Genomic DNA, 24234 nt, shown 5'->3' with positions numbered 1-24234 from the left:
AAGACTCACAAACGATGACCGTTCCCATCGAGGATTACTCGCTGCTGAGCAACTGCCGCAGCGCCGCGCTGATCTCCCGCGAAGGCAGCATGGACTGGCTGTGCCTGCCGCGGCTGGACTCGGAGTCGATCTTCGGCGCCCTGCTGGGCGACGAGGATCAGGGATGCTGGCAGGTTCGGCCGGTGGATGCGACGGCCACGGCGACCAGGTCGTACGACGGCGAGACCTTCCTGCTCGTCACCCGCTGGGAGACCTCGAGCGGCGTCGCCGAGGTGCACGACTTCATGCCGGTCGACGTCGAGCCCCACCTCAACCTCAACCGCATCGACATCGTGCGCCGTATCGTCGGTGTGAAGGGACTCGTCGAGTTCGAGCACACGCTGCGGATGCGGTTCGACTACGCGCGTGCGCTGCCCTGGGTGCGTCAGACGGGCACGCGCGAGATGCCCGAGCTCGTCGCGATCGCCGGGCCCGACGCGGTGGTGGTGCGGGGTGCGCGGCTGCGCGCGTCCGACCACGCCCACCGCGGCAGCGTCGCCGTCACCGAAGGGCAGAGCGTCGACCTCACCCTCACCTGGTTCCCCTCGCACATGGATCCCCCCGAGCGTCTCGACGTCGAACAGGCGATGATCGACACGCGCAAGTGGTGGCAGAGCTGGGCCGACAACATCGAGCACGAGGGCCCGTACCGCGACCACGTCGTGCGATCCCTGCTGATCCTGCGGGCCCTGACCAACCGGGTGACCGGAGGGATCGCGGCGGCGGCGACCACATCGCTGCCCGAGGACTTCGGCGGCGAGCGCAACTGGGACTACCGGTTCGTCTGGCTGCGTGACGCGGCTCTCACGCTCGAGGCGCTGCTCGACCACGGCTTCGTGGCACTGGCCGAGCACTGGCGGGAGTGGCTGGTGCGGGCCGTCGCCGGCGACCCCGCAGACCTGCAGATCATGTACGGACTGGCCGGCGAGCGCGATCTCGTGGAGCGTGAGATGCACAGCCTGCCGGGGTACGCGGCATCCGTTCCCGTGCGCATCGGCAACGGCGCGGCGCTGCAGTACCAGGCCGATGTGGTCGGAGAGGTGCTCGTGACCCTCTCGGCGGCGCGTGAGGCGGGCCTGCCGGACTCGGCGTTCTCGTGGCCCCTGGCCAAGAAGCTCGTGGCCTACGCCGCCCATCAGCTCGACCGGCCCGACAACGGGCTGTGGGAGATCCGCGGAGATCCGCACATGTTCACGCACTCACGGGTCATGGTGTGGGCGGCGTTCGACCGTGCCGTGCGCGCCGTCGAGGATCACGGGTTGAACGGGCCGGTCGACGACTGGCGCTCGCTGCGCGACCGGATGAAGGCCGAGATCGACGAATGCGGCGTGCGCGACGGGCACTTCACGCAGTACTACGGCACCGACGAGGTGGATGCTTCGCTGCTGCTGGTGCCGCAGGTCGGGTTCTGCCCGCCCGACGATCCCCGCATGCTGGCCACGGTCGAAAAGATCGAGCACGACCTCATGGAGAACGGGATGCTGCGCCGCTATCGCACGTCGACCGGGGTCGACGGGCTGGGCGGGACGGAGCATCCGTTCCTGGCCTGCTCGTTCTGGCTCGTCGAGCAGTACGCCGCGACGGACCGGCTGCGCGAGGCGCGCAAGCTCATGGACCGGCTGGTCGCACTGGCCAACGACATCGGAATGCTCTCGGAGGAATACGACGTCGCGGGCAAGCGCCAGGTGGGGAACACCCCGCAGGCGTTCAGCCACCTGGCGCTCGTGCGTGCGGCGGACGCGCTGGCGCGCGTGCACCACAAGCCCCGCTGAGCGCGCCCGCGCGGGCGGTTATGGCTTCAGCGCCTCGGCGAGCTTGACACGCCCGCCCATCCGCAGCAGCGCGTTGCTGTAGATCTTCGACCCGACCGCGATCGCGGCGGCGCAGGTCGCGATCAGCAGCACGAGCGAGACCAGCGGCTCCCACCACATCGCGTCGCCCAGGTACAGACGCAGCGGCATCGCCACCGGTGCCGAGAACGGCACGTACGACATCACCGTGAGCACCACGGGGTTGTCGTTGAAGATGATCACCAAGATGTAGGGGGCGACGATCAGCGTCGTGATCGGCATCGCGGTCGAACCGATGTCCTCTTGACGCGAGACCATGGCGCCGGCGCCGGCGAACAGCGACGCGAGCAGCACGAACCCGAACAGGAAGAAGATCGCGAACCACACCATCGGTCCGCCGAGGCCCCCGAGCACGGCGCCTTGGCCGGTCACCCCCAGGCCGATGATCGCGATCGCGACGAGCACGACGATCTGCCCCATCGCGAGGATCGTGTTGCCGATCACCTTGCCGGCCAGCAGCGCGCGCACCGGGATGGCCGAGATCAGGATCTCGACGATGCGCGTCTGCTTCTCTTCCACGACGCTCTGTGCGATCGTCGAGCCGAACAGGGACGCCGCGAACAGGAACACGACGCCGAATCCGATCGCGACCAGGTAACGCAGCAGGGCGTCCTGCGGGCTCGTGTTGAGCAGTTCCACGGTGGGTGCCACGCTGAGCTGCGAGATCAGGGCGCTGGGCGCGCTGTCTTTCGCGACGACCTTGACGTGCAGCGGCGACGACGCGTCGGGGACGATCGCCGCGTCGACCTCTCCGTCGCGGACGAGCCCGATCGCCGCCGCGGTCGAATCGGCGGTGGTCACGGCGAGGTGGTCCATCCCGTGCACGGCGCCGGCGGTCTGGCTTGTGACGGCGACCGGGGTCTGCGACGGATTGGCCGCCGAGAAGCCGCCCCAGATGACGCCGCCCAGGGCGATCAGCAGCATGATCAGCGTCGAGATCACGAACGCCTTGCTGCGCAGCTTCGAGCCGATCTCGCGTTCGGCGACCAGCCACACCCCCTGCGCGAGCGAGGGGGCGGCGGTGCGTGCGACCGCGGCCGGAGGATTCGCGGTCTGCGTGGGAGTGCTCACTGGATGACCTCCTTGAAGATCTGCGCCAGGGTCGGTCGGCGCGGCGAGAAGCTGAGGACGGTGCCGTCGTCGACGGCCCGGCGCAGCACCCGCTGCGCGTCGGCGTCGGCGTCGGCGTCGAACACCGCCGACCCGCCGGCGAATTCGACGACCGCGATCCCGGGCTCGGTGCGCAGCCACTCGACGTCGCCGGCGGTGCGCAGCTCGAAGCGGCGGCCCGCGTGCTGCTCCCGCAGCCCGTCGGCCGAGCCCGCCGCGCGGATCGTGCCGCCGGCGATGATGACGAGGTCGTCGCAGAGCCGCTCGACGACGTCGAGCTGGTGCGAGCTGAACAGCACCGCGACGCCCCGCGCCGCGCGTTCCTGAAGCACGCCGGCGACGACATCGACGGCGATCGGGTCGAGGCCGCTGAACGGCTCGTCGAGGATCAGCACCTCGGGGTCGTGCACCAGTGCCGCGGCGATCTGCGCGCGCTGCTGGTTGCCCAATGACAGGGTCTCGACCTTGTCGTGCAGCCGCTCGCCGAGCCCGAGCTGCGTGAGCAGCCGAGTGGCGCTGGCCTCGGCATCCTGCTTCGCGTACCCGTGCAGCCGCGCAAGGTACGCGATGTGCTCGCCGACCTTCATCTTCGGGTACAGGCCGCGCTCTTCGGGCATGTAGCCGAAGCGGCGTCGGTCGCCGGCGGTGATCGGCGAGCCGTCGAGTGAGACGTCGCCGGCGTCGGCGTCGAGGACTCCCAGCGCGATGCGCATGGTCGTCGTCTTGCCGGCGCCGTTGCCCCCGACGAACCCGGTCAGCCGGTTCGGGGCAACGTCGAAGCCGACGCGGTCGAGCGCCCGGCGCCCGCCGAAGGTCTTGGTGATGCCGCGCAGCTCGAGCATCCGTCCTCCTTGTTCTGATGGTTCCACGGTACGGATGACGGGATGCCGCCGCCTCCGCCGTGCGGGGAGTCGCGCGATCCGATGCCTTCGCGCTGCGCTCGGTATCCCCGCGTTTCAATGCGTTGGAATACATCTCAGGATGGTGTGTTGAACTGACCTGGAAGCGGTCCATCCCCGTCCGCTTCGCGAGACACAGAAGGATCAACACCGTGACCCAGTACACGATCGGCTACATCGTCGGCAGCATCTCCAGCACGTCCCTGAACCGTCGCCTCGCGAACGCGCTCGCCGCTCTCGCGCCGACGAACGTCGAGCTCGTCGAGATCGAGATCAAGGACCTGCCGTTCTACTCGCCCGACCACGACGTCGACTACCCTCAGGTCGCGCGCGACTACAAGCAGGCGATCGCCGAGGTCGACGGCGTCATCATCGTCACCCCCGAGTACAGCCGGTCGATCCCGGGTGTGCTCAAGAACGCGCTGGACTGGGCCGCGCGTCCGTGGGGCCAGGCGTCGTTCGACGGCAAGCCGACCGCCGTGATCGGCACCTCGGGCGGGGCGATCTCGACCGCCGCCGCGCAGCAGCACCTGAAGGCGATCCTGAGCCACTACAACGCTCCGACCCTGGGTCAGCCGGAAGGCTACATCCAGGCCACGCCCGGCCTGTTCGGCCAGAACGGCGAGGTCTCGAACGAGGGCACGGCCGACTTCCTGCGCGCGTACCTCGAGGCGTTCACCGCGCTGATCGACCGCTACGTCGACGTCGAGGCGAAGGACGCCGCCGTCGCGGCGTGACATCACCGCGAGCGGTGGATGAGGCATCCATCGCTGCGACGAAGGGCCGGGGATCGCTCCCCGGCCCTTCGTCGTCCGTCCCGGGGTATTGACGTGCTTGTTATTTGCAAGCATGCTTGTCGAGGACAACCAACCACGCTGGATCGGAGCCGAGATGGCCACCAACATCTTCGTGAACCTGCCCACGAGCGACCTCGAGCGCAGCAAGGCGTTCTATCTGGCGCTGGGCACGTCGATCAACCCGCAGTTCACCGACGACAACGCCGCGTGCATCGTGTGGGGCGACAACATCTACTTCATGGTGCTCACGCGCGAGTTCTTCGCGACGTTCACCGACAAGCCCATCGGCGATCCGGCGAGCGCCATGGCGGTCTCGACCGCCTTCAGCTGCGATTCCCGCGAAGACGTCGACCGCCTGATCGAGGCGGGCCTGGCGGCCGGCGGCACCGAGCCGCGCCCGGCACAGGACCTCGGCTTCATGTACAGCCGCGACCTCGACGATCCCGACGGCAACTCGCTCGGATTCCTGTACATGGTGCCCGAGGCCGTCGAGAAGGGCCCCGAGGCGTACATGGCCGAGCAGGGGCAGGGCGCCGCGTAAGTGGCGGCACGCACCTACGGGCAGTACGGCGGCGTGGCCGCGGCCGTCGAGCTGATCGGAGAGCGGTGGGCGCTGCTCATCGTGCGCGACCTGCTCGTCGGCCCGCGCCGGTACACGGACCTCAAGGCCGGCCTGCCGCGCATCCCCACGAACATCCTGTCGGCCCGGCTCAAAGAGCTGCAGGCCGGCGGGGTCGTGCGTCGGGTGCCGGTCCTGCGCTGTGGGCTCGTGTACGAGCTGACCGAGTACGGTCGTGAGCTCGAGCCGATCGTGCTGGCCCTGGCCCGGTGGGGGCTGCGCACGCTCGGCGAGCCCGGGACCGCCGACGCCTACACGCCCGACGCCCTCACGATCGCGCTGCGGGCGGCGTTCCGCCCGAACGCAGCGGACGGGCCGCTGGATGCCGAGCTGCATCTGGGCGAGATCGTGCTGCGTGTGCAGGTCGACCGCGCGCGGCTCGCGATCACGCGGATCGCGCCCCCCGCGCCGCCCGTGGGCGGCACCCTGCCGGCGGGTGACGCCGACATCACGATCGCGGCGGGCAGCGGCATCCGCCACCTGCTGACCGGGCAGAAGGATGCCGCGGCCGCCCTCGACGCCGGAGACGTCGCCGTCACGGCCGGGGATCCGCAACTGCTCGATCGGTTCGTGCAGGCGTTCCGCATCGCACCCGATGCGGACGACGAAAGGAGCATCGCATGACTGGACGCATCGTCATCGATCTGTTCACCACCCTCGACGGCGTCGCGCAGGCGCCCGGCGGGCCCGAGGAGGACCCGAGCGGGGGCTTTCCGTGGGGCGGCTGGCAGGCACCGCTCATGGACGAGGGCGTCGGCCGCCAGGTCGACGCGGGGATGCAGGAGCTGGATGCGCTGCTGCTCGGCCGGCGCACGTACGACATCTTCGCCGCCTATTGGCCGCACCACACCGACGGCCCGGAAGGGCCGATCGGGCAACTGTTCGACGCGGTGCCGAAGTACGTCGCCTCGCGCGGCAACCCATCGCTGGACTGGCAGGGCAGCACGCTGCTGGGCCCCGACCTCGAGGCCGAGATCGCGGCGCTGCGCGAACGGCACGACAGCGTGCACGTGATCGGCAGCATCGACTTCGCGCACACGCTGCTGGACCGGCAGCTGTACGACGAGCTCGTGCTGTGGGTGTACCCGATTGTGCTCGGACAGGGCAAGAAGGTGTTCCCCGACGGCGCTGTGCCGGCAAGGCTGCGGATGGTCGCACCGCCCGCGCCCACCGAGGTCGGCGCGGTGCAGCTGCGCTATGCCCCGGCGGGTGAGCCCACCACCGGCGACATGACTTGAGGCGTCAGCCGAAGATCATCGGGACGTCGTCGTCGTCCGCGGCGCCCTGCAGATCGAGGTCGACGACGACCGGCACGTGGTCGCTCGGGATCTCGCCCTTGCGCTCGTTGCGGTGGATGGATGCCCCGGCCACGGCGTCGGCGAGCGCGGGCGACCCCAGGATGAAGTCGATGCGCATGCCCTCGTTGCGGGGGAAGCGCAGCTGCTTGTAGTCCCAGTACGTGAAGCCGGTCGGCACCAGCGGGCGCACGACATCGGCCAGGCCCGCCTCTTCGAGCGCGCGGAACGCCGCGCGCTCGCCGGGCGAGACGTGCGTCGACACACCCTCCACGACGGTGGGATCGCCGTTGTCGGCGTCGGTGGGGGCGATGTTGTAGTCGCCCACGAGCGCCATCGGCAGGCGCGGGTCGCGCGCCAGTTCGCTCTTCGTGTGCGCGGTGAGGGCCGCGAGCCAGTCGAGCTTGTAGTGGTAGTGCGGATCGTCGAGGCCGCGGCCGTTGGGCACATACAGGCTCCAGACCCGCACGCCGTCGATCAGGGCGCTCATCGCGCGGGCCTCGAGCGGCTGATCGGGGCCCTCCAGTCCCTTGGCGAACCCCGGCATCCCCGGGAACGACAGCTGCACGTCCTCGACCGGCAGACGGCTCGCGATCGCCACGCCGTTCCACTGGTTGAGTCCGTGCGCGTGGACCTCGTAGCCGGCCTCTTCGAACGGCTCGTACGGGAACTGCTCGGGCTTGCACTTGATCTCCTGCATCGCCAGCACGTCGACGTGCTCGCGCACCGCGAACTCGACGGTGCGAAGGACGCGGGCGCGGATCGAGTTGACGTTCCAGGTGGCCAGGCGCATGGCATCCAGCCTATTGCGACCCGCCGACACCCCCGTCCGCCCCGAGACCGCCGCTCGTCAGTCGCTCGAGGCGGTGCCGATCAGGATGCCGCGACCGAGCGAGTGGAAGTGCCGGTTGAAGCCCAGCACGGCCGGCGTCGACCCGGGTGCGATGTCGAGGTGCGAGACGTCGAGCGCGTCGACCACGAAGAAATAGCGGTGCGTTCCGGTCGTCGCCGGCGGCGCCGCGCCGATGTAGCGCTCGCTGCGCGCCTCGTTCGGCAGCGTCACGGCGCCGCCCGGCAGCGATCCCGCCGCCCCGTTGCCGGCGTCGGCGGCGAGCGAGGCGACCGACGGGTCGATGTCATAGACGGCCCAGTGCCAGTACCCCGATCCGGTCGGCGCATCGGGATCGAAGCACGACACCGCGAAGCTGCGCGTGCCCGCGGGCGCCCCCGACCAGCTCAGCTGCGGCGAACGGTCCGCGCCACCGACGCCCGACCCCCAGCAGTCCTTGGGCAGCGGCTGCCCGTCCTCGAAGTCGGCGCTCGTGAGCGTCATCGTCGGGAACGTCTTCAACCGGGCCAGTTCCTCATACGGGTCGTACTCGAACATCCCGTCCTCCTTCATCGCCGTCCGAGCCCCACGCTACTCGCGGCGGCGGCCGCGCGTCGCGCCCCGTCCCCTCGAGCACACAGCGCCCTCGATTCCACAGCGCGCCCCCGAATCCATAGGGATTGGGCGAGTCCACAGCCCATAGTGTGTGGATTCGCCCAATCCCTATGGAGTGGGCTGCTCTGCTCTGCTACGACGCGGCCCACCGGCCGGGACGCGGACCTCACAGTGCGGCGAGGATGTCCTGCACCCGCTCCTTCGCGTCGCCGAACAGCATCCGGGCGTTCTCGCGGTAGAACAGCGGGTTCGCGACCCCCGCGTACCCCGACGCCATCGACCGCTTGAACACCACGACGCTGTGCGCCTCCCACACCCGCAGCACCGGCATCCCGGCGATCGGCGAGCCCGGGTCCTCGGCGGCGGCGGGGTTCACGGTGTCGTTCGCGCCGATCACCAGCACGACGTCGGTCGAGGCGAGGTCGTCGTTGATCTCGTCCATCTCCAGGACGATGTCGTACGGCACCTTGGCCTCGGCCAGCAGCACGTTCATGTGACCCGGCAGGCGCCCGGCGACCGGGTGGATGCCGAAGCGCACGTCGACGCCGCGCTCGCGCAGCTTGCGGGTCAGGTCAGCGACGGCCGACTGCGCCTGCGCGACGGCCATGCCGTAGCCGGGGGTGATGACGACGCTGGATGCCGATCCCAAGAGATCCGCGACGGCTGCGGCATCCGTCTCCTTGGCCTCTCCCTGGACTTCTTCGCCCTCCTTCGCGGGGGCCTCGATGCCGAACCCGCCGGCGATGACGGAGATGAACGAGCGGTTCATCGCCTTGCACATGATGTATGACAGGTACGCACCGGAGGATCCCACCAGCGCGCCCGTCACGATGAGCAGATCGTTGTTCAGCAGGAAGCCGGCCGCGGCAGCCGCCCATCCCGAGTAGCTGTTGAGCATCGAGATCACGACCGGCATGTCGCCGCCGCCGATCGAGGCGACCAGGTGCCAGCCCAGCGCCAGCGCGAGCGCCGTGACGACGATCAGCAGCCACAGCTCGGGCGTGATGACGTACCAGACCGTGAGCACGACGAACAGGACCAGTGCGCCGACGTTCAGGATGTTCTTGCCGGGCAGCATGAGCGGCCGCGACGACATGCGCGCCGAGAGCTTCAGGAACGCCACGACCGACCCGGTCAGGGTCACCGCGCCGATGAACACGCCGATGAACACCTCGGCGTGGTGGATGCCCTCGAGGCTCGGGGGGATGCCCTCGGTGTACAGCGCGCCGTTCCAGCCGACGAGCACGGCGGCCGCGCCGACGAACGAGTGGAACAGGGCGATGAGCTCCGGCATCCCGGTCATCGGGATGGTGCGCGCCCGCCACAGCCCGATCGCCGCGCCGATGACGACGGCGATCACCAGCAGGATGAGCCCGAGCATCGCGGCGGGCTGGCCCCAGGCGTCCGCCACCATCAGCCAGACGGTCGTGATCAGCGCGATGGCCATGCCGACCATGCCGTACACGACGCCGCCGCGGGCGCGCTCGTGCCGGCTGAGGCCGGCGAGGCTCATGATGAACAGCAGTGCCGCGACGATGTACGCGGCTCCGGCGACGGCGCCGGCGAGGGCCTCGGCGGTCACCGGTCGGCCCCCTTCACGAACATCGACAGCATTCGGCGTGTCACCGAGAAGCCGCCGAACACGTTGATGCTCGCCAGCAGAACAGCGCCGGCGGCCAGGATCTGCACCCCGAGGTGCGGCACCGTCAGCTGCACCATGGCGCCGACGATGATGATGCCGCTGATCGCGTTCGTGACGCTCATGAGCGGAGTGTGCAGCGCGTGCGTGACGTTGCCGATCACGTAGAAGCCGACGACGACCGCCAGGGTCAGCACGAGGAAGTGCTGCGGCAGCGGGGGCGGTGAGAACACGCAGATCAGGAAGAGGGCGGCAAGGCCGGCGGCGATCAGACCGGTGCGCTTGGTCTTGGACATCGGCTGCTTCACGGGCTTCACGGGGGTGGATGCCGCGGCCTGCGCATCGTGTTTCGTCGGCGCCGCAGACACCTGCACGGGCGGGGGCGGCCAGGTCACGGCGCCGTCGCGGGTGACGGTCACCGCGCGCTGGACGGTGTCGTCGTCGTCGATCGCCAGCACGCCGTCCTTCTCGGGCGTCAGCAGGGTCAGCAGGTTGACGAGGTTCGTACCGTACAGCTGCGAGGCCTGCGCGGGCAGGCGCCCGGCGAGGTCGGCATAGCCGAGGACGATGACGCCGTTCTCGGTGACGATGCGCTGTCCGGCCACCGATCCCTCGACGTTGCCGCCACTGGCGGCGGCCATGTCGACGATCACGCTGCCCGGCTTCATGCTCGCGACATCCGCCGCCGTGATCAAGCGCGGGGCGGCGCGGCCGGGGATCTGCGCGGTTGTGACGATGATGTCGACCTCGCGCGCCTGCTCGGAGTAGATCTCGGCGGCGCGCCTGTCGTACGCCTCGCTCGTCGCCTTCGCATACCCGTCGGTGGACTGCTCGACCTCGACGTCGACCGGCAGATAGGTGCCCCCGATCGACTGCACCTGGTCGGCGACCTCGGGCCGTGGGTCGGTGGCGCGCACGATCGCGCCCAGGCTCGAGGCCGCGCCGATCGCGGCGAGGCCCGCGACGCCGGCGCCGGCGACGAGCACCTTCGCGGGCGGCACCTTTCCGGCCGCCGTCACCTGACCGGTGAAGAACCGGCCGAACTCGTGCGCGGCCTCGACGATCGCCCGGTAGCCGGCGATGTTCGCCATCGAGCTGAGCACGTCCATCGACTGTGCGCGCGAGATGCGGGGCACCGCGTCCAGTGCGAGCGCCGTGACACCACGCGCCGCGAGCTTGTCGAGCAGTTCGGGGCTCAGAGCCGGGCTCAGCAGCGCCGCGAGCACGGAGCCCTGGTGCAGCAGTGCGATCTCACCGTCGGTGGGGGCGGCGACCTTCAGCACGATGTCGGCGGCCCAGGCATCCTGCTTCTGCACGATGTGCGCGCCGGCGTCGGCGAACGCGGAGTCGGGGAACGAGGATGCCGCACCCGCCCCTTCTTCGACGGCCACGTCGTAGCCGAGCTTTCGGATCTTGGCGACGGTGACGGGGGTCGCGGCGACGCGATTCTCGCCGGGGTCTTCAGCGACGATGCCGATGCGCATAGGTGTGCTCCGTGATCGGTCGGGATCGGGTATCGGCCGCGGACGACGCATCGCCGCGGACATCTGAGACCGACTATAGGGGCCGGTCCGAGAGGTCATCGGGATCTTTGCGGCGATCACGACGGAAAGAACCGGCGGATCTTCGCGATTGGCAAGCGGCATCTCTGGAGCGGGCAGGCCGCCCGTAGACTTTGAGGCATGACCGTCGCCTCCACGTCCGCGCTCGAAGCCGACCGCCAGGCCCTCATCGGGCTGATCACCGCCGAGGCCGTATTCCACGGCGATTTCACGCTCTCCAGTGGCAAGAAGGCGACGTATTACGTCGACATGCGCAAGCTCACGCTCGACCACCGAGCGGCCCCGGCGATCGGCCGGCTCATCCTCGACCTGATCGGCGACCTCGACGTCGTGGCCGTCGGCGGACTGACCCTGGGCGCCGACCCGATCGCGAACGCCGTGATGCACGAATCGGTGCACGCGGGGAGGCCCCTCGACGCGTTCGTCGTGCGCAAGGAGCCCAAGGACCACGGTCGCGGCCGCCAGGTCGAGGGCGCGGACGTCGCGGGCAAGCGGGTCGTCGTCGTCGAAGATACCTCGACCACGGGGCAGTCGGCGCTGAAGGCGGTCGAGGCGCTGCGCCGCGAGGGCGCCGAGGTGGTCGCGGTCGCGGTGATCGTCGACCGCAAGACCGGCGCGCAGGCGGCCGTCGAGGCCGAGGGGCTGCAGTGGCTCGCCGCGATCGACCTCGACGACCTGGGCCTGGCGCCGCAGTGAGCTGACCCGGCCACGTCCGAGTCCCGGCATCCCGAACCGAATGAGTCTCGGCATCCCGAACCGAATGAGTCCCGGCATCCTGACGGCCCGTCTTCTCCGCTGACAGCGCCCAATCCATAGGGATTGGGCGAATCAACACCCTAGGGGGCATGGACTCGCCCAATCCCTATGGATCGGGCAAGCGCAGCCTGCAGACGCAGGATGGGGGCCCGACGGTTTGGTAACGTTGCCGAAAAGCAGCGAGATCGGACCGCCATGGCAGACGAACCGACGAGCGCACCGCGCCGTGCGACGATGAAGGATGTCGCGGCCCGCGCCGGTGTCGGACTGTCGACCGTGTCACGGGTCGTGTCGGGAAAGGGCGGCGTCGCCCCGACGAAGGTGCGCGCCGTCGAACGGGCCGTGCGCGATCTGAACTTCAGCCGCAACGACTTCGCCCACACGCTGCGCACCGGCACGTCGGCGACGATCGGCATGGTCGTCACGAACATCTCCGACCCGTTCTTCTCGGCCCTCATCGGCGGCGTCGAGGAGCGCGCCCGCGCGCGCGACCAGCTCGTGCTCGTGGCATCCGTCACCGACGACCCGGCCGAGGGCGAGCGGGTCATCCGGCGACTGCTGCAACGCCGCCTCGACGGGCTGATCCTGGTGGCGCCGCAGGGCTCCGACCTGGGATTCCTCGAAGAGGAGCGGCGCACGGGCACGCCCATCGTGTTCGCCGACCAGCCGCCCGACGGGTTCGAGGCCGACCTCGTGGTCGTCGACAACGAGGGCGGATCGGCCGGCGCGGTGCGGCACCTGTACGCCGCGGGCCACCGGCGCATCGCGTGCTTCGCCCACGTCTCGGGGCGGTACACCTCGGTGCGGCGCGAGGCGGGGTACTACAGCGCGCTGCGCGAGCTCGGACTGACGCCCGACCCGGCGCTCGTGGTCAACCTGGACGACGACGTGGACGCCTGCACCGAGGCGCTGATGGAGCTGTCGCGCCTGCCCGACCCGCCCACGGCGGTCTTCTCCACGAACGGCCGGACGACCCGCGCGATCCTGGCCGCGCAGCGGCTGCTGAGGACCCGCCTGGCGCTCGTGGGCTTCGACGACTTCGACCTGGCCGTGCTGATGGATCCGCCCACCACGACGGTGGTGCAGGATCCGGCGGCGATCGGGCGGGCCGCCGCCGATCTGCTGTTCAGCCGCATCGCCGGCCGCACCGGGCCCACGCAACGGATCACGCTGGGCACCCGCCTGGTCGAGCGCGGCTCGGGCGAGCAGCCGCCGCGTCACGATTAGGTCACAGGTCCGGCGGCCGCCAGGCGGCGGCTTGCGCTTGGCAACGTTTTCAGATTCGATGTCAGACATCGAATGAAGTGGACGGGCCGGCGTAACGCGGGCTGACGACATCCAATGGAGGATCACATGCGGAAAGCACTCGCAGCGATCGCCGGTCTGGCCGTGGCAGGGCTCGCCCTCGCCGGGTGCGCCGGCAGCTCGAACGCGGGCGACAAGGGCGGCGACCCCAACCAGGTCGAGGTGTTCACCTGGTGGGCATCCGGTTCGGAGAAGACGGGCCTGGACGCGCTGGTCAAGGTCTTCGACGAGCAGTTCCCGAAGGTCAAGTTCGTCAACGCCGCCGTCGCCGGCGGTGCGGGCTCGAACGCGAAGAACGCCCTGGCCTCGCGCTTGAAGGCCAACAACCCGCCGGACTCGTTCCAGGCGCACGCCGGTGCCGAGCTGACCGATTACGTCGAGGCCGGCAAACTCGAGGACCTCACGTCGTTCTACAAGGACAACGGCCTGACCGACGTCTTCCCGAAGACGCTGCTGGACCGACTGACTCTGGACGGCAAGATCTACTCGGTGCCCAGCAACATCCACCGCGCGAACGTCACGTGGGTGAACACCGACCTGCTCAAGAAGGCCGGCATCGACCCGACCAAGGCGCCCGCCGACCTGGACGCCTGGCTCGGCGACATGAAGAAGCTCAAGGACTCGGGCGTGCAGACCCCGCTCTCGGTGGCCACCGACTGGACCCAGGTGCAGCTGTTCGAGAACGTGCTGCTGTCGGTGCTCGGCGCGGACGGCTACCAGGGCCTGTGGGACGGGTCGACGAAGTTCGACTCGCCTGAGGTCACGACGGCGATCGACTACTACAGCAAGCTGCTCGCCTATGCGAACACCGACGGCACCGGCCAGGACTGGCCCGTCGCGACCGACATGGTCATCGACGGCACCGCCGCCTACAACGTGATGGGGGACTGGGCGCTGGCCGAGTTCGACGCCAAGGGCAAGACGTACGACAAGGAGTACACCACCTGGCCGACGCCGGGCACCGACGGTGAGTTCGACTTCCTCGCCGACTCCTTCACGCTGCCGGTGGGCGCGCCGCACGCCGATGCCGCCAAGTCGTGGCTGAAGACGATCAGCTCGGCCGACGGGCAGAAGGCGTTCAACCTGGCGAAGGGCTCGATCCCGGCGCGCACCGACGCGGTCGCCAGCGACTACCCCGCCTACCAGCAGGGTGCGATGGCCTCGTTCGCCAAGGACACCGTGGTCAGCTCGCTCGCGCACGGCGCCGCCGTCAAGATCTCGTGGCTGAACGACATCACCTCGGCCATCGGCCAGTACGTGTCGACGAAGGACGGCAAGACCCTGCAGGACGCGCTGGTCCAGGCGCAGACCAAGGGTCTCGGCAAGTAACATCCGACCCCGCGCGGGGCGGCGGCATCCGTCGCCCCGCGCGGGTCTTCCGCGTCAAGGAGGATCTCGATGCGCAAGGGCATCCGCAACTGGGGGCCGCCGCTGCTGCTCATCTCGCCGACCATCGTGCTGCTCGGCATCTTCGTCTACGTCCTGATCGGCGTGAACTTCTCCACCGCGATGACGAAGGACTCCGCCCTGTCAGCGTCGCAGTTCGTGGGCCTGCAGAACTTCGGCGACCTGCTCACCGAGCCGCGCTTCCTGCACTCGCTGGCCAACCTCGCCGTGTTCACCGTGGTCTTCATGGTCGGCACGATGGTCTTCGGGTTCCTGTGGGCGTGGATGCTGGACAAGGGCGTCACCGCCGAGGGCGGCTTCCGATCCATCTACCTCTTCCCCATGGCGGTCTCGTTCGTCGCCTCCGGTGTCGTGTGGCGCTGGCTGCTCAGCTCCGCCCAGGGCGACCGCGCCTCGGGCCTGAACCGGATGCTGGACTCGATCGGCCTGGGGAGCCTCCAGAACGACTGGTACAACCAGCCGGTCTGGGGCATGGCCGCGATGGCGATGCCGGCGATCTGGCAGCTCGCCGGCTACATCATGGCGCTGTTCCTTTCGGGCTTCCGCGGCATCCCCGAAGAACTGCGCGAAGCTGCGCGCATGGACGGCGCCAGCGAATGGAAGCTGTACCGCCACGTCATCTTCCCCCAGCTGAGCCCGGTCGCCCTGTCGGCGCTGGTGATCGTCGCGCACATGTCGCTGAAGGTGTTCGACCTGATCATGGCGATCACGGGCCCGGTCTACATCACCGAGGTCCCCGCCACCTACATGTGGGTCGCCCTCACCGGCGGCGAGTACGGCAAGGCGTCGGCGATCGCCACGGTCCTGCTGGTGCTCGTGTGCATCTTCATCGTGCCGTACCTCGTCCACACTGCCCGCGCCGAGAGGAAGGGACGGCGATGACCGTCGCAACCGGCATCGAACGGCGCACGAGCGTCGCAGGCCCCACGCCCACCGGCAGCAAGACCAAGCGGCACCTGAACCGCACGGCCAAATACGTGCTGCTCATCCTGTTCGTGGTCATCGTGCTGATGCCCGTGTACGTGCTGCTGGTCACGAGCCTGAAGCCGCCGTCCGACGTCAGCGCCGCCACCAGCTGGGGCCTGCCGCTGCGCTGGCCCTGGGAGGCCGGCCCCGACGGCGTCACCGGGTTCGACAACTGGTCGACCGCGTGGCAGACGCTGGCCGCGCCCCTGGGTCGCACGTTCCTGCTGGCGATCCCGGCCGCGCTCATCTCGGCCACGCTCGGGTCGATGAACGGCTTCGTGCTCAGCCGCTGGCGGTTCCCGTACGCGAACATCGTGTTCACGCTGATCCTGTTCGGCATGTTCATCCCGTACCAGGCCATCATGGTGCCGCTCGTGCAGATGAAGACGTCGCTGGGCATGCCCAGCAGCATCGCGACGCTGCTGATCGTGCACATCATCTACGGCCTGCCGATCTGCACGCTGATCTTCCGCAACTACTACGAGGGCGTGCCGAACGAGCTGATGGAGGCCTCGCGCGTCGACGGCGCCGGCATGCTCGGCTCGTACTGGCGCATCATCCTGCCGCTGTCGCTGCCCGGGTTCGTCGTGACGATCATCTGGCAGTTCACATCGGCGTGGAACGACTATCTGTTCGCCCTGTTCCTCTCCGACGCGAACCAGGGGCCGGTGTCGCTGTCGCTGGTGAACCTGTCGCAGGGCGCGCAGCTGTCGAACTACGGTGCGTCGATGGCGGGGGCGCTGATCGCGTCGCTGCCGACGCTGGCGGTCTACATCATCCTCGGCAAGTACTTCATCGGGGGCCTGATGAGCGGGTCGGTCAAGTCGTGAGCGACCTGGCCCTCGCCGTCGACCTCGGCGGCACGAAGATCGAGGCCGGCCTCGTCGACTCCACGGGCGCCGTCCTGGAAGACTCGCGGCGCCGTCGGCCGACCGGGCCCGACATCACGTCCGCGCGCCTGCAGCAGGCGGTCGAAGAGGTCGTGCGCGAGACGCTGGCCGCGACGAGAGAGCGGGTGATCGGCGTCGGTATCGGCAGCGCCGGGCCGATCGACCACTCCCACGGCACGATCTCGCCGGTGAACATGCCGGGCGTGCGGGGGATGGCCCTGAAAGACGCCGTCGCCGACGCGGCCGCCCGCGCGGGGCTGCACGACGTGCCGGTGCACCTGGGGCACGACGGTGGATGCCTCGCCCTGGCCGAATCCTGGGTCGGAGCCGCCAGCGGCGCGCGCTCGTCGTTCTCGCTCGTCGTCTCGACCGGGATCGGCGGCGGGTTCGTCATCGACGGGCGCCTGGCCCCCGGTGCGACCGGCAATGCCGGCCACATCGGCCAGATGCACTCCGACGACGACCTGTCGCTCGAAGAGGTGGCCTCCGGCCCCGCCAGCGTCGCATGGGCGCAGAGCCAGGGCTGGAGCGGATCCAGCGGCGAAGAGCTCGCCGCGGCCGCGGCATCCGGCGACGCCGTCGCCCGCGCCGCGATCGAGCGCTCCGCCCGCGCGCTCGGCCGGGCGCTGGCCGACGTGGCGGCGCTCGTCGACATCGAGCTGATCGCGATCGGCGGCGGCTTCTCACGCGTTTCGGACGACTACATCGACCTCGTCGGCGCGGCCCTGCGATCCTCGGCCGCGCTGCCGTATGCGGCGGCGGTCCCGGTCGTGTCCAGCGGCCTGCAGGGCGACGGCCCGCTGATCGGCGCCGCGGCCCTCGTGTTCGACCCGGCCGCGTAGCCCGTCCGCTCCACTATCGACCGCGAGCGCGGGGCCGGCCGCCGGGATCGGGTTCAGTCGTCGCGGTCGTCGTCGCGGTGCTTCTTGCCGTAGCGGCGGATGTACTGGGCGACGAACACGACCAGGGTGCCCGCGAGCACGAGCGCCGTGGCGGCGAACAGCAGGGTCTGCTCGACCGTGTTCATCGGAGCGTGGTGCCGGATGCCGCGTGCGCGACGATCTTCGCGATCCGGGCCGCGGCATCCATCTTCGCCACGGTCAGCCCACCAGATCCGCGACGGAGTCGACGATCTCGTCGGGGCGGAACGGGTAGCGCTCGATCTCGGCGCGGTCGCTGATGCCGGTGAGCACGAGCACGGTGTGCAGCCCCGCCTCGATGCCGGCGATGACGTCGGTGTCCATCCGGTCGCCGATCATGCCGGTGTTCTCGGAGTGCGCGCCGATCTGGTTCATCGCCGAGCGGAACATCATCGGGTTCGGCTTGCCGACCACGTACGGCTCCTTGCCGGTCGCTCTCGTGATGAGCGCGGCGAACGACCCGGTCGCCGGCACGACGCCCTCGCGCGTGGGTCCGGTCGCGTCGGGGTTCGTGATGATGAACCGTGCGCCCGCGTTGATGAACCGGATCGCCTGCGTGATGGCCTCGAACGAGTACTGCCGGGTCTCGCCGACCACGACGTAGTCGGGCTGGGTCTCGGTCATGATGAAGCCGGCCTCGTGCAGCGCCGTGGTCAGGCCCGCCTCGCCGATCACGAATGCCGATCCGCCCGGCAGCTGCGTCTTCAAGAACTGGGCCGTGGCCAGCGCCGAGGTCCAGATGCGCTCTTCGGGCACATCCAGGCCCGAGCGCGCGAGGCGCGCGGCCAGGTCGCGGCGCGTGAAGATCGGGTTGTTCGTCAGCACCAGGAACGGCGTGCCGGCGTCGCGCCACTGCGCGAGCAGCTCGGCAGCCCCGGGGATCGGGCGGTTCTCGTGCACCAGCACGCCGTCCATGTCGGTCAGCCAGCAGGCGATATCGGCGCGGGTCCGCATGACGCCAGCGTATCGGGCCGGACGTCCGCGCGAGGCCGCCGCTCGACGCCGTGGCAGCCATGGCCCGGTGCTCATCGGTCGATCCGTCATGCGACCGGTCGATCCGCCCCGTGGATGAACCGACGCCCACCCCTGTCTCCCCGGCACTCACCACCTCCGACGGCCGTCGGCGACCGCGAGGGGGGCTGTCGGGCGCGCCGGTGGCGGCGGTCCGCATGCCCGAACCGCGAGACGCGTAGGCTCGTACTGTGGCACGCGACGGCTGGGACCCGCGACGCCTGCCGGACCTGGGCGGCAGGCGTTATCTGATCACGGGTTCCACGCGCGGCCTGGGATATTTCGCCGCCGAGCAGCTCGTCGCCGCCGGCGCCCACGTGATCATGACCGGTCGCCACCCGAACCGCCTCGCCGCCGCGCACGCCGCGATCGAGCGTCGGGTGATGGATGCCGCGCCCAGCTCCGAGCCGGTCGGCCGGCGTGCGTCCGACGACGACGAGGCCGTACCCGCGCCGGGCACGATCGAGACCCTGCTGCTGGACACCAGCAACTTCGGGTCGATCCGCGCCGCCGCGGCCACCGCCCGCGCCCGCGGCCCGCTCCACGGCCTGCTGCTGAACGCCGGCATCGTGCACCCGCCCAAGGAGCGGCGCACCGCCGGCGGGCATGAGCTCGTCTTCGCGACCAACGTGCTCGGTCACTTCTCGCTGGCCGGCGAGCTGCTGCAGAACCTCGCGGTGGTCCGCGGCCGGATGGTGTGGCTCGGCAGCATGTCGACCTCGCTCGGAGCCCCCGAACCCGTCGACCTCGAGCTCGAGCAGGGCTACACGCCATGGCGCGCCTATGTGCAGTCGAAGGTGGCCACCACCGCCCTCGGGCTCGAGGCCGACCGGCGACTGCGCGGCGCCGGGGTCCCGGCATCCAGCATCGTCGCCCACCCCGGCTACGCGATCAGCGGCCGCTCGCCCGGCGTGCGCGGGGTCAACGAGCCCGGGCGCATGAAGAGGTTCGTCGACAACCTGCAGGCACCGATCTCGCAGTCCAAGCAGAACGGCGCGCACAGTCTCGTGCGGGCGCTCGTCGATCCCGACATCGAGGGCGGCGAGTTCGTGGGCCCGCGGTTCATCGTGCACGGCGCGCCGCACCGGGCGACGCCCACCAAGCTCACCCGCGACCCCGAGATGGCGGCGCGCCTCTGGGACTACTGCGAGAACTCGACCCGCGTGCGCTGGCCGTTCGAGAAGGCCGCGAAGGCGCGCCGCCGGTTCCGCTGACGCCCGCCCCCGTCAGGCGGTGAGCCAGACCGCCCCGTGGGCGCCGTCGGGGATGCCGACCGGCGCCGCGCCGTCCACGCGCACGGTGTGCGGATCGATCACCTCGACCGCGCGGCCGATGTGCAGCCCCGCACCCTCGAGCGCGCGCAGCAGCTCGGGGTCGCGGTCGCTGACGCGCAGCACCCTGCCCCGGTGCCCGGGCGCGGCGTCGCCCAGCAGCACGAATCGCTCGCGGTGCACCCGCCCGTCGGCGTCGGGGATGGCATCGCCGTGCGGGTCGACCCGGGGGTGCCCCAGCCGTTCGTCGATGCCGCCCAGCAGCCGGTCGCTCAGCGCGTGCTCGAGCACTTCGGCCTCGTCGTGCACTTCGTCCCACGCGTAGCCGAACTCGCGCACGAGCCAGGTCTCGACCAGGCGGTGCCGGCGGATGATCGCCGCGGCCCGCCGCTCGCCGTCGTCCGTCAGAGCGATGGGGCCGTACGGCCGGTGCGCGACCAGTCCCTGCGCGACCAGCTTCTGCACCATCTCGGTCACGCTCGAGGGCGCGAGCCCCAGCACGGCGGCCAGCTGCGACGGGGTGATACGCGCGTCCTGCCACTCGGTGTGGTGGTAGATGGTCTTCAGATAGTCGTCGACCGCGGGACTGGGCAGCTGAGCGGGACCGGGCACCCCACCAGGGTAGCCGGGCGGCCCTCAGCTGCCCGAGAGCAGCAGCACCAGCAGCATCCCGTTCAGCACGATGAGGAAGGCGGATGCCGCGACCCCCGCGGCACTGGTCAGCACCCGGTTGCGATACCGGCCGAGCACCTCGCGCCGCGCGGTGAGGGCGATCAGGGGGATCAGCGCGAACGGGATGCCGAACGACAGCACGACCTGGCTGAGCACGAGCGCCTGCGTGGGGTCGGTGCCGAGGGTCAGCAGCAGCAGCGCCGGGATCAGCGAGACCAGCCGGCGCAGGATCAGCGGGATGCGCACGCGCAGCAGGCCGTGCATGATCTCGGCGCCGGCGTAGGCGCCCACCGACGTGCTTGCCAGTCCGCTGGCCAGCAGCCCCACGGCGAACAGGGTCGCGACGGCCGGCCCGATGCCGTCGCGCAGCGCGGCGTACGCGCCCTGCAGCGTGTCGGTGCCGTTCATTCCGGTGAGCGCCGCGGCGGCCAGCAGCAGGATGCACACGTTCACGGTTCCGGCCACGAGCATGGCGATCGACACGTCCCACCGCGTCGCGCGCAGCAGACGGGGGATCGGGGTCGTGCTCGGCGCGAACCGGTCTCGGGCGAGGGCCGAGTGTGCGTACACGGCGTGCGGCATGATCGTGGCCCCCAGGATGGATGCCGCCAGCAGCACGGATCCGGATCCCTCGAACCGCGGCACCAGTCCTCCCGCGACCCCGGCCGCGCTGGGCGGGGCGACGAAGACCCCGGCGACGAATCCGACCGCGATGACGGCGACCAGGCCGATCACGACGAACTCGAACGTGCGGGGACGTCGCTGCACGGCCAGCAGGGCGAGTGAGACCGCCCCCGTGATGACGCCGCCGACCACCAGCGGCAGGCCGAACAGCAGCTGCAGCGCCACGGCGCCGCCGATCACCTCGGCGACGTCGGTGGCGATCGCGACGAGCTCGGCCTGCGCCCAGTACGCCACCCGGGTGCCGCGACGGTGGAACCGCGCGCCGAGCAGCTCGGGCAGGCTCCGCCCGGTGACCACGCCCAGCTTCGCAGACAGATACTGCACCAGCCAGGCGATGAGGTTGCCGAGCACGACCACCCACACGAGCAGGTAGCCGAACCGCGCCCCGGCCGTCATGTTGCTCGCGACATTGCCCGGGTCGAGGTACGCGACCCCGGCGACGAGCGCCGGCCCCAGCATCCATGACCAGCGGCCAGGGGCGGATGCCGCGGCCCGGACGCCGACGTCCTGCTCGCGGATCACCACCCCTGTTTTCGGCACACCGAAACTCTACGCCTGTTTTCGGGGTACCGAAACCTGGATCCCCTCGCCCCGTGCGAGGACTCGAGCCCCGACGCCCCGGCCGCCCGCTGCGCGGCGGCACTAGCCTGGAGCAGTGATCGCCGACCAGTCCGATGCGCTCGAACCCGCCTACGGCGTCGGGCCATGGCCGGGCGGCAAGGAGAACTGGCCGAACGACCCGCGCCTCGATCCGGACCTGCTGACCCACGGCGACCGGCGCAACGTGGTCGACCGGTACCGCTACTGGAGCATGGAGGCGATCGTCGCAGACCTCGATACGCTGCGCCACCCGTTCCACGTCGCGATCGAGAACTGGCAGCACGACATGAACATCGGCTCGATCGTGCGCAGCGCCAACGCGTTCGGGGCCGAGACCGTGCACATCATCGGCCGTCGCCGCTGGAACCGTCGCGGAGCCATGGTCACCGATCGCTACCAGCACGTCGTGCACCACGACGACATCGCGGCCTTCGCGCAGTGGGCGGATGCCGCGGCCCTGCCGATCGTCGCCGTCGACAACACTCCGGGCTCGCGCTCGCTGTACGACGCCGAGCTGCCGGAGCGCTGCGTGCTGCTGTTCGGACAGGAGGGGCCGGGGCTGTCGGAGGAAGCGCTGGCCGCGGCATCCGCACGCGTGGAGATCACCCAGTACGGCTCGACCCGTTCGATCAATGCCGGGGCCGCGGCGGCGGTCATCATGTACGAGTGGTGCCGCCGCTGGGCGTGAGAGGAGACAGATGAGCAATCCGTACGCGCACTACAACGACCCGGTCATCGAGGAGTTCCGCCGCACCGGCGGGACGGTGACCCACTTCGGTCGTCGCCTGGTCCTGCTGCACCACGTCGGCGCCCGCACGGGCGAGGCGCGCGTCTCGCCGGTCATGGGCCTGCGCGACGGCGACGGATGGCTGATCTCGGCGTCGAAGGCGGGGGCGGATGAGAACCCGGCGTGGTTCCACAATCTCGTCGTCCACCCCGACGTCGAGATCGAGACGCCCGACGACGGCACCGTCGCAGTGCACGCCACGGTGCTCACCGGCGCGGAGCGCGACGAGGCCTGGGTCCGGTTCACGGCCGCGGCCCCCGGGTTCTTGGAGTACGAGAAGCGCACGGCGCGCGTCATCCCCGTGGTGCGCCTGACACGCCGGGCCTGAGCGCGCCCGGCTCGGGTCTCAGGCGGGCCTCACGCGGGCTGCAGCATCCACTCGGGGCGGCGGATCCGCCAGCCCAGGGTGAACAGCCGGGCCAGCATGAACACGCCGAAGAATGCCGCCGCCAACCATGTCAGCCCGGCCGTCCCGCCCGGGTGCCACAGCCACAGCGCGATGAGCGCGGGCAGGTAGACGACGAGGTTCAGGCCGCCGGCGATCGCCAGGTACCGCGCGTCATTGGCGCCCATCAGCACCCCATCGAGCACGAACACCACGCCGCACACCGGCTGGGCGATCGCGAGCACGATCAGCGCGGGCTGCACGAGCGCGGCCAGAGCGGCGTCGCCGGTGAACAGCATCCCGATCCAGCCCGACAGCGCGCCGATCAGCATGCCGACCACGACGCCGAAACCCGCGCCCCAGGCGAGGGTGCGGCGCAGCACGAGCCGCACGCTCGATGGCGCGCCCGCCCCGAGCTGCTTGCCGATGAGCGCCTGGGCGGCGATGGCCAGGGCGTCGAGGGCGAAGGCGGCGGTCGAGAAGATCGTGAACGCGACCTGCCAGCCGGCCAGCTCCGACGTGCCGAAGGCCGTCGCCACCGCGACCGTCGTCAGCAGGGCGACGCGCAGCGAGACGGTGCGCAGGAACAGCCACCCGCCCGAGCGCGCCGAACTGCGCACACCCTCGCGCTGCGGGCGCAGCGAAGCCTGGTGCCGGCGGGCGAGGCGGCCCACCACCGCGACGTAGGCGGCCACCATGCCCCACTGCGCGACCACGGTGCCGGCGGCCGAACCGGAGATGCCCCAGCCGAGGCCGTAGATGAAGAATGCGTTGAGCCCCGCGTTCGCGGCGAAGCCGATGCCGGCGATCCACAGCGGGGTGACGGTGTCCTGCATACCGCGCAGAAGCCCTGTCGCTGCGAACACGATGAGCATCGCCGGCAGGCCCCACATCGAGATGCCGAGGTAGGCGCGCGCGTCGGCGGCGACCTCGGCGCCGGCGCCGAACAGCGCCACCAGCACGGGTGTCGCCAGGTATCCGACCAGGGCGAGCACGGCACCCAGGCCCAGCGCCAGCCACATGCCGTCGATGCCGGCCGACACCGCCCGCGACGGGTCGCCGGCGCCGAATCGGCGGGCCACGGCCGGCGTCGTCGAATACGCGAGGAAGATCATGAGCCCGACGATCGTCTGCAGCACGGCAGAGGCGATCCCCAGGGCCGCCAGCGGCACCACGCCGAGATGGCCGACGAGAGCCGAGTCCACGATGAGGAACAGCGGTTCGGCGATCAGGGCTCCCAGCGCCGGCACCGCGAGACGCAGGATGTCGCGGTTCAGGGTCTGGGCGGTCACCCCACGAGCCTACGGGCGGCATCGATCACGATGC

General features: G+C 70.4%; 25 protein-coding genes. 14 read left to right on the top strand and 11 right to left on the bottom strand.

Translation table 11 applies throughout. The features are described 5' to 3' along the window. The first annotated feature begins 14 nt into the window (after positions 1 to 14). The gene (locus AC3RX0_RS08775; protein WP_491505597.1) at positions 15 to 1811 is read left to right on the top strand and encodes a glycoside hydrolase family 15 protein; all 1797 of its coding nucleotides are present in this window, start codon (positions 15 to 17) and stop codon (positions 1809 to 1811) included. Between the two features lie 18 nt (positions 1812 to 1829). Here the strand turns inward: AC3RX0_RS08775 and AC3RX0_RS08770 are convergent, their stop codons facing one another. Both AC3RX0_RS08770 and AC3RX0_RS08765 read right to left on the bottom strand, forming a co-directional pair. Then, positions 1830 to 2960 carry an ABC transporter permease gene (locus AC3RX0_RS08770; RefSeq protein WP_491505596.1) on the bottom strand — a complete coding sequence of 377 codons (1131 nt, stop codon included), beginning with the start codon at positions 2958 to 2960 and terminating at the stop codon, positions 1830 to 1832. Then, positions 2957 to 3841 (bottom strand): ABC transporter ATP-binding protein, encoded by an 885-nt coding sequence (locus AC3RX0_RS08765; RefSeq protein WP_491505595.1) that lies wholly within the window; start codon positions 3839 to 3841, stop codon positions 2957 to 2959. The genes AC3RX0_RS08770 and AC3RX0_RS08765 overlap by 4 nt, the downstream gene beginning before the upstream one ends. A gap of 209 nt (positions 3842 to 4050) precedes the next feature. Between AC3RX0_RS08765 and AC3RX0_RS08760 the strand changes: the two genes are divergently transcribed. From AC3RX0_RS08760 to AC3RX0_RS08745, 4 genes are all read left to right on the top strand, one after another. Then, positions 4051 to 4635, top strand: a complete 585-nt coding sequence (locus AC3RX0_RS08760) for an NADPH-dependent FMN reductase (RefSeq protein ID WP_491505594.1) — start codon at positions 4051 to 4053, stop codon at positions 4633 to 4635. Positions 4636 to 4789: 154 nt separating this feature from the next. Beyond that, positions 4790 to 5236, top strand: coding sequence for a VOC family protein (locus AC3RX0_RS08755; RefSeq protein WP_491505593.1), 447 nt, complete (start codon positions 4790 to 4792; stop codon positions 5234 to 5236). Next, complete coding sequence (locus AC3RX0_RS08750) at positions 5237 to 5938, top strand: winged helix-turn-helix transcriptional regulator (protein WP_491505592.1); 702 nt, start codon at positions 5237 to 5239, stop codon at positions 5936 to 5938. Next, positions 5935 to 6552, top strand: a complete 618-nt coding sequence (locus AC3RX0_RS08745) for a dihydrofolate reductase family protein (RefSeq protein WP_491505591.1) — start codon at positions 5935 to 5937, stop codon at positions 6550 to 6552. The genes AC3RX0_RS08750 and AC3RX0_RS08745 overlap by 4 nt, the downstream gene beginning before the upstream one ends. A gap of 4 nt (positions 6553 to 6556) precedes the next feature. Here the strand turns inward: AC3RX0_RS08745 and AC3RX0_RS08740 are convergent, their stop codons facing one another. The 4 genes from AC3RX0_RS08740 to AC3RX0_RS08725 form a co-directional block, all read right to left on the bottom strand. Then, a complete protein-coding gene (locus tag AC3RX0_RS08740; RefSeq protein WP_491505590.1) occupies positions 6557 to 7402 on the bottom strand; it encodes an exodeoxyribonuclease III in 846 nt (281 codons plus the stop codon). A gap of 57 nt (positions 7403 to 7459) precedes the next feature. Then, on the bottom strand, positions 7460 to 7996 hold the full coding sequence (locus tag AC3RX0_RS08735) for a YbhB/YbcL family Raf kinase inhibitor-like protein (RefSeq protein ID WP_491505589.1): 537 nt from the start codon (positions 7994 to 7996) through the stop codon (positions 7460 to 7462). A 223-nt stretch (positions 7997 to 8219) separates the two neighbouring features. Further along, on the bottom strand, positions 8220 to 9566 hold the full coding sequence (pntB, locus tag AC3RX0_RS08730; protein WP_491506332.1) for a Re/Si-specific NAD(P)(+) transhydrogenase subunit beta: 1347 nt from the start codon (positions 9564 to 9566) through the stop codon (positions 8220 to 8222). 65 nt (positions 9567 to 9631) lie between these two features. Next, positions 9632 to 11176: a Re/Si-specific NAD(P)(+) transhydrogenase subunit alpha gene (locus AC3RX0_RS08725; RefSeq protein WP_491505588.1), complete on the bottom strand. Its 1545-nt coding sequence runs from the start codon at positions 11174 to 11176 to the stop codon at positions 9632 to 9634. Between the two features lie 198 nt (positions 11177 to 11374). On the opposite strand from AC3RX0_RS08725, the gene pyrE reads away from it, so the two are divergent. The 6 genes from pyrE to AC3RX0_RS08695 all read left to right on the top strand — a co-directional run bounded on the left by pyrE (position 11375) and on the right by AC3RX0_RS08695 (position 17420). Then, positions 11375 to 11950: an orotate phosphoribosyltransferase gene (pyrE, locus tag AC3RX0_RS08720; protein WP_491505587.1), complete on the top strand. Its 576-nt coding sequence runs from the start codon at positions 11375 to 11377 to the stop codon at positions 11948 to 11950. Between the two features lie 255 nt (positions 11951 to 12205). Beyond that, complete coding sequence (locus AC3RX0_RS08715) at positions 12206 to 13237, top strand: LacI family DNA-binding transcriptional regulator (protein ID WP_491505586.1); 1032 nt, start codon at positions 12206 to 12208, stop codon at positions 13235 to 13237. Positions 13238 to 13363: 126 nt separating this feature from the next. Continuing rightward, positions 13364 to 14644, top strand: coding sequence for an ABC transporter substrate-binding protein (locus tag AC3RX0_RS08710; protein ID WP_491505585.1), 1281 nt, complete (start codon positions 13364 to 13366; stop codon positions 14642 to 14644). 69 nt (positions 14645 to 14713) lie between these two features. After that, on the top strand, positions 14714 to 15604 hold the full coding sequence (locus tag AC3RX0_RS08705; protein WP_491505584.1) for a carbohydrate ABC transporter permease: 891 nt from the start codon (positions 14714 to 14716) through the stop codon (positions 15602 to 15604). After that, positions 15601 to 16518 (top strand): carbohydrate ABC transporter permease, encoded by a 918-nt coding sequence (locus AC3RX0_RS08700; RefSeq protein WP_491505583.1) that lies wholly within the window; start codon positions 15601 to 15603, stop codon positions 16516 to 16518. The genes AC3RX0_RS08705 and AC3RX0_RS08700 overlap by 4 nt, the downstream gene beginning before the upstream one ends. After that, complete coding sequence (locus AC3RX0_RS08695; protein WP_491505582.1) at positions 16515 to 17420, top strand: ROK family protein; 906 nt, start codon at positions 16515 to 16517, stop codon at positions 17418 to 17420. The genes AC3RX0_RS08700 and AC3RX0_RS08695 overlap by 4 nt, the downstream gene beginning before the upstream one ends. Positions 17421 to 17473: 53 nt before the next feature. On the opposite strand, the gene AC3RX0_RS08690 is transcribed toward AC3RX0_RS08695, so the two are convergent. Continuing rightward, complete coding sequence (locus AC3RX0_RS08690; RefSeq protein ID WP_491505581.1) at positions 17474 to 17605, bottom strand: hypothetical protein; 132 nt, start codon at positions 17603 to 17605, stop codon at positions 17474 to 17476. Between the two features lie 73 nt (positions 17606 to 17678). Continuing rightward, the gene (locus tag AC3RX0_RS08685) at positions 17679 to 18452 is read right to left on the bottom strand and encodes an HAD-IIA family hydrolase (RefSeq protein ID WP_491505580.1); all 774 of its coding nucleotides are present in this window, start codon (positions 18450 to 18452) and stop codon (positions 17679 to 17681) included. A 248-nt stretch (positions 18453 to 18700) separates the two neighbouring features. Between AC3RX0_RS08685 and AC3RX0_RS08680 the strand changes: the two genes are divergently transcribed. After that, entirely contained in the window at positions 18701 to 19723 is a 1023-nt protein-coding gene (locus AC3RX0_RS08680; RefSeq protein ID WP_491505579.1) for an SDR family NAD(P)-dependent oxidoreductase, read from the top strand. A 12-nt stretch (positions 19724 to 19735) separates the two neighbouring features. Here AC3RX0_RS08680 and AC3RX0_RS08675 read toward each other — a convergent pair whose 3' ends face one another. Further along, positions 19736 to 20374, bottom strand: coding sequence for a metal-dependent transcriptional regulator (locus tag AC3RX0_RS08675; protein WP_491506331.1), 639 nt, complete (start codon positions 20372 to 20374; stop codon positions 19736 to 19738). Positions 20375 to 20416: 42 nt separating this feature from the next. Beyond that, complete coding sequence (locus tag AC3RX0_RS08670) at positions 20417 to 21595, bottom strand: Nramp family divalent metal transporter (RefSeq protein ID WP_491506330.1); 1179 nt, start codon at positions 21593 to 21595, stop codon at positions 20417 to 20419. Positions 21596 to 21791: 196 nt separating this feature from the next. On the opposite strand from AC3RX0_RS08670, the gene AC3RX0_RS08665 reads away from it, so the two are divergent. Together AC3RX0_RS08665 and AC3RX0_RS08660 are read left to right on the top strand one after the other, a co-directional pair. Continuing rightward, a complete protein-coding gene (locus tag AC3RX0_RS08665) occupies positions 21792 to 22424 on the top strand; it encodes a TrmH family RNA methyltransferase (protein WP_491505578.1) in 633 nt (210 codons plus the stop codon). A gap of 10 nt (positions 22425 to 22434) precedes the next feature. Continuing rightward, entirely contained in the window at positions 22435 to 22851 is a 417-nt protein-coding gene (locus tag AC3RX0_RS08660; protein WP_491505577.1) for a nitroreductase/quinone reductase family protein, read from the top strand. 29 nt (positions 22852 to 22880) lie between these two features. Here AC3RX0_RS08660 and AC3RX0_RS08655 read toward each other — a convergent pair whose 3' ends face one another. Continuing rightward, positions 22881 to 24200: an MATE family efflux transporter gene (locus AC3RX0_RS08655; protein WP_491505576.1), complete on the bottom strand. Its 1320-nt coding sequence runs from the start codon at positions 24198 to 24200 to the stop codon at positions 22881 to 22883. Positions 24201 to 24234: the final 34 nt, after the last annotated feature.

The organism is Microbacterium sp. W1-4-2 (assembly GCF_058349885.2).
Note: the sequence above shows the minus strand (reverse complement) of the source record. Positions and strands in the feature narration are given on the sequence as shown.

Bases quoted from the DNA above. Each gene is read 5' to 3' on its own strand.
- AC3RX0_RS08775 (WP_491505597.1), top strand. From the start codon at position 15: ATGACCGTTCCCATCGAGGATTACTCGCTGCTGAGCAACTGCCGCAGC.
- AC3RX0_RS08765 (WP_491505595.1), bottom strand. From the start codon at position 3,841: ATGCTCGAGCTGCGCGGCATCACCAAGACCTTCGGCGGGCGCCGGGCG.
- AC3RX0_RS08755 (WP_491505593.1), top strand. From the start codon at position 4,790: ATGGCCACCAACATCTTCGTGAACCTGCCCACGAGCGACCTCGAGCGC.
- AC3RX0_RS08745 (WP_491505591.1), top strand. From the start codon at position 5,935: ATGACTGGACGCATCGTCATCGATCTGTTCACCACCCTCGACGGCGTC.
- AC3RX0_RS08740 (WP_491505590.1), bottom strand. From the start codon at position 7,402: ATGCGCCTGGCCACCTGGAACGTCAACTCGATCCGCGCCCGCGTCCTT.
- AC3RX0_RS08735 (WP_491505589.1), bottom strand. From the start codon at position 7,996: ATGTTCGAGTACGACCCGTATGAGGAACTGGCCCGGTTGAAGACGTTC.
- pntB (WP_491506332.1), bottom strand. From the start codon at position 9,566: ATGAGCCTCGCCGGCCTCAGCCGGCACGAGCGCGCCCGCGGCGGCGTC.
- AC3RX0_RS08725 (WP_491505588.1), bottom strand. From the start codon at position 11,176: ATGCGCATCGGCATCGTCGCTGAAGACCCCGGCGAGAATCGCGTCGCC.
- pyrE (WP_491505587.1), top strand. From the start codon at position 11,375: ATGACCGTCGCCTCCACGTCCGCGCTCGAAGCCGACCGCCAGGCCCTC.
- AC3RX0_RS08715 (WP_491505586.1), top strand. From the start codon at position 12,206: ATGGCAGACGAACCGACGAGCGCACCGCGCCGTGCGACGATGAAGGAT.
- AC3RX0_RS08710 (WP_491505585.1), top strand. From the start codon at position 13,364: ATGCGGAAAGCACTCGCAGCGATCGCCGGTCTGGCCGTGGCAGGGCTC.
- AC3RX0_RS08705 (WP_491505584.1), top strand. From the start codon at position 14,714: ATGCGCAAGGGCATCCGCAACTGGGGGCCGCCGCTGCTGCTCATCTCG.
- AC3RX0_RS08700 (WP_491505583.1), top strand. From the start codon at position 15,601: ATGACCGTCGCAACCGGCATCGAACGGCGCACGAGCGTCGCAGGCCCC.
- AC3RX0_RS08690 (WP_491505581.1), bottom strand. From the start codon at position 17,605: ATGAACACGGTCGAGCAGACCCTGCTGTTCGCCGCCACGGCGCTCGTG.
- AC3RX0_RS08685 (WP_491505580.1), bottom strand. From the start codon at position 18,452: ATGCGGACCCGCGCCGATATCGCCTGCTGGCTGACCGACATGGACGGC.
- AC3RX0_RS08670 (WP_491506330.1), bottom strand. From the start codon at position 21,595: ATGCTGGGGCCGGCGCTCGTCGCCGGGGTCGCGTACCTCGACCCGGGC.
- AC3RX0_RS08660 (WP_491505577.1), top strand. From the start codon at position 22,435: ATGAGCAATCCGTACGCGCACTACAACGACCCGGTCATCGAGGAGTTC.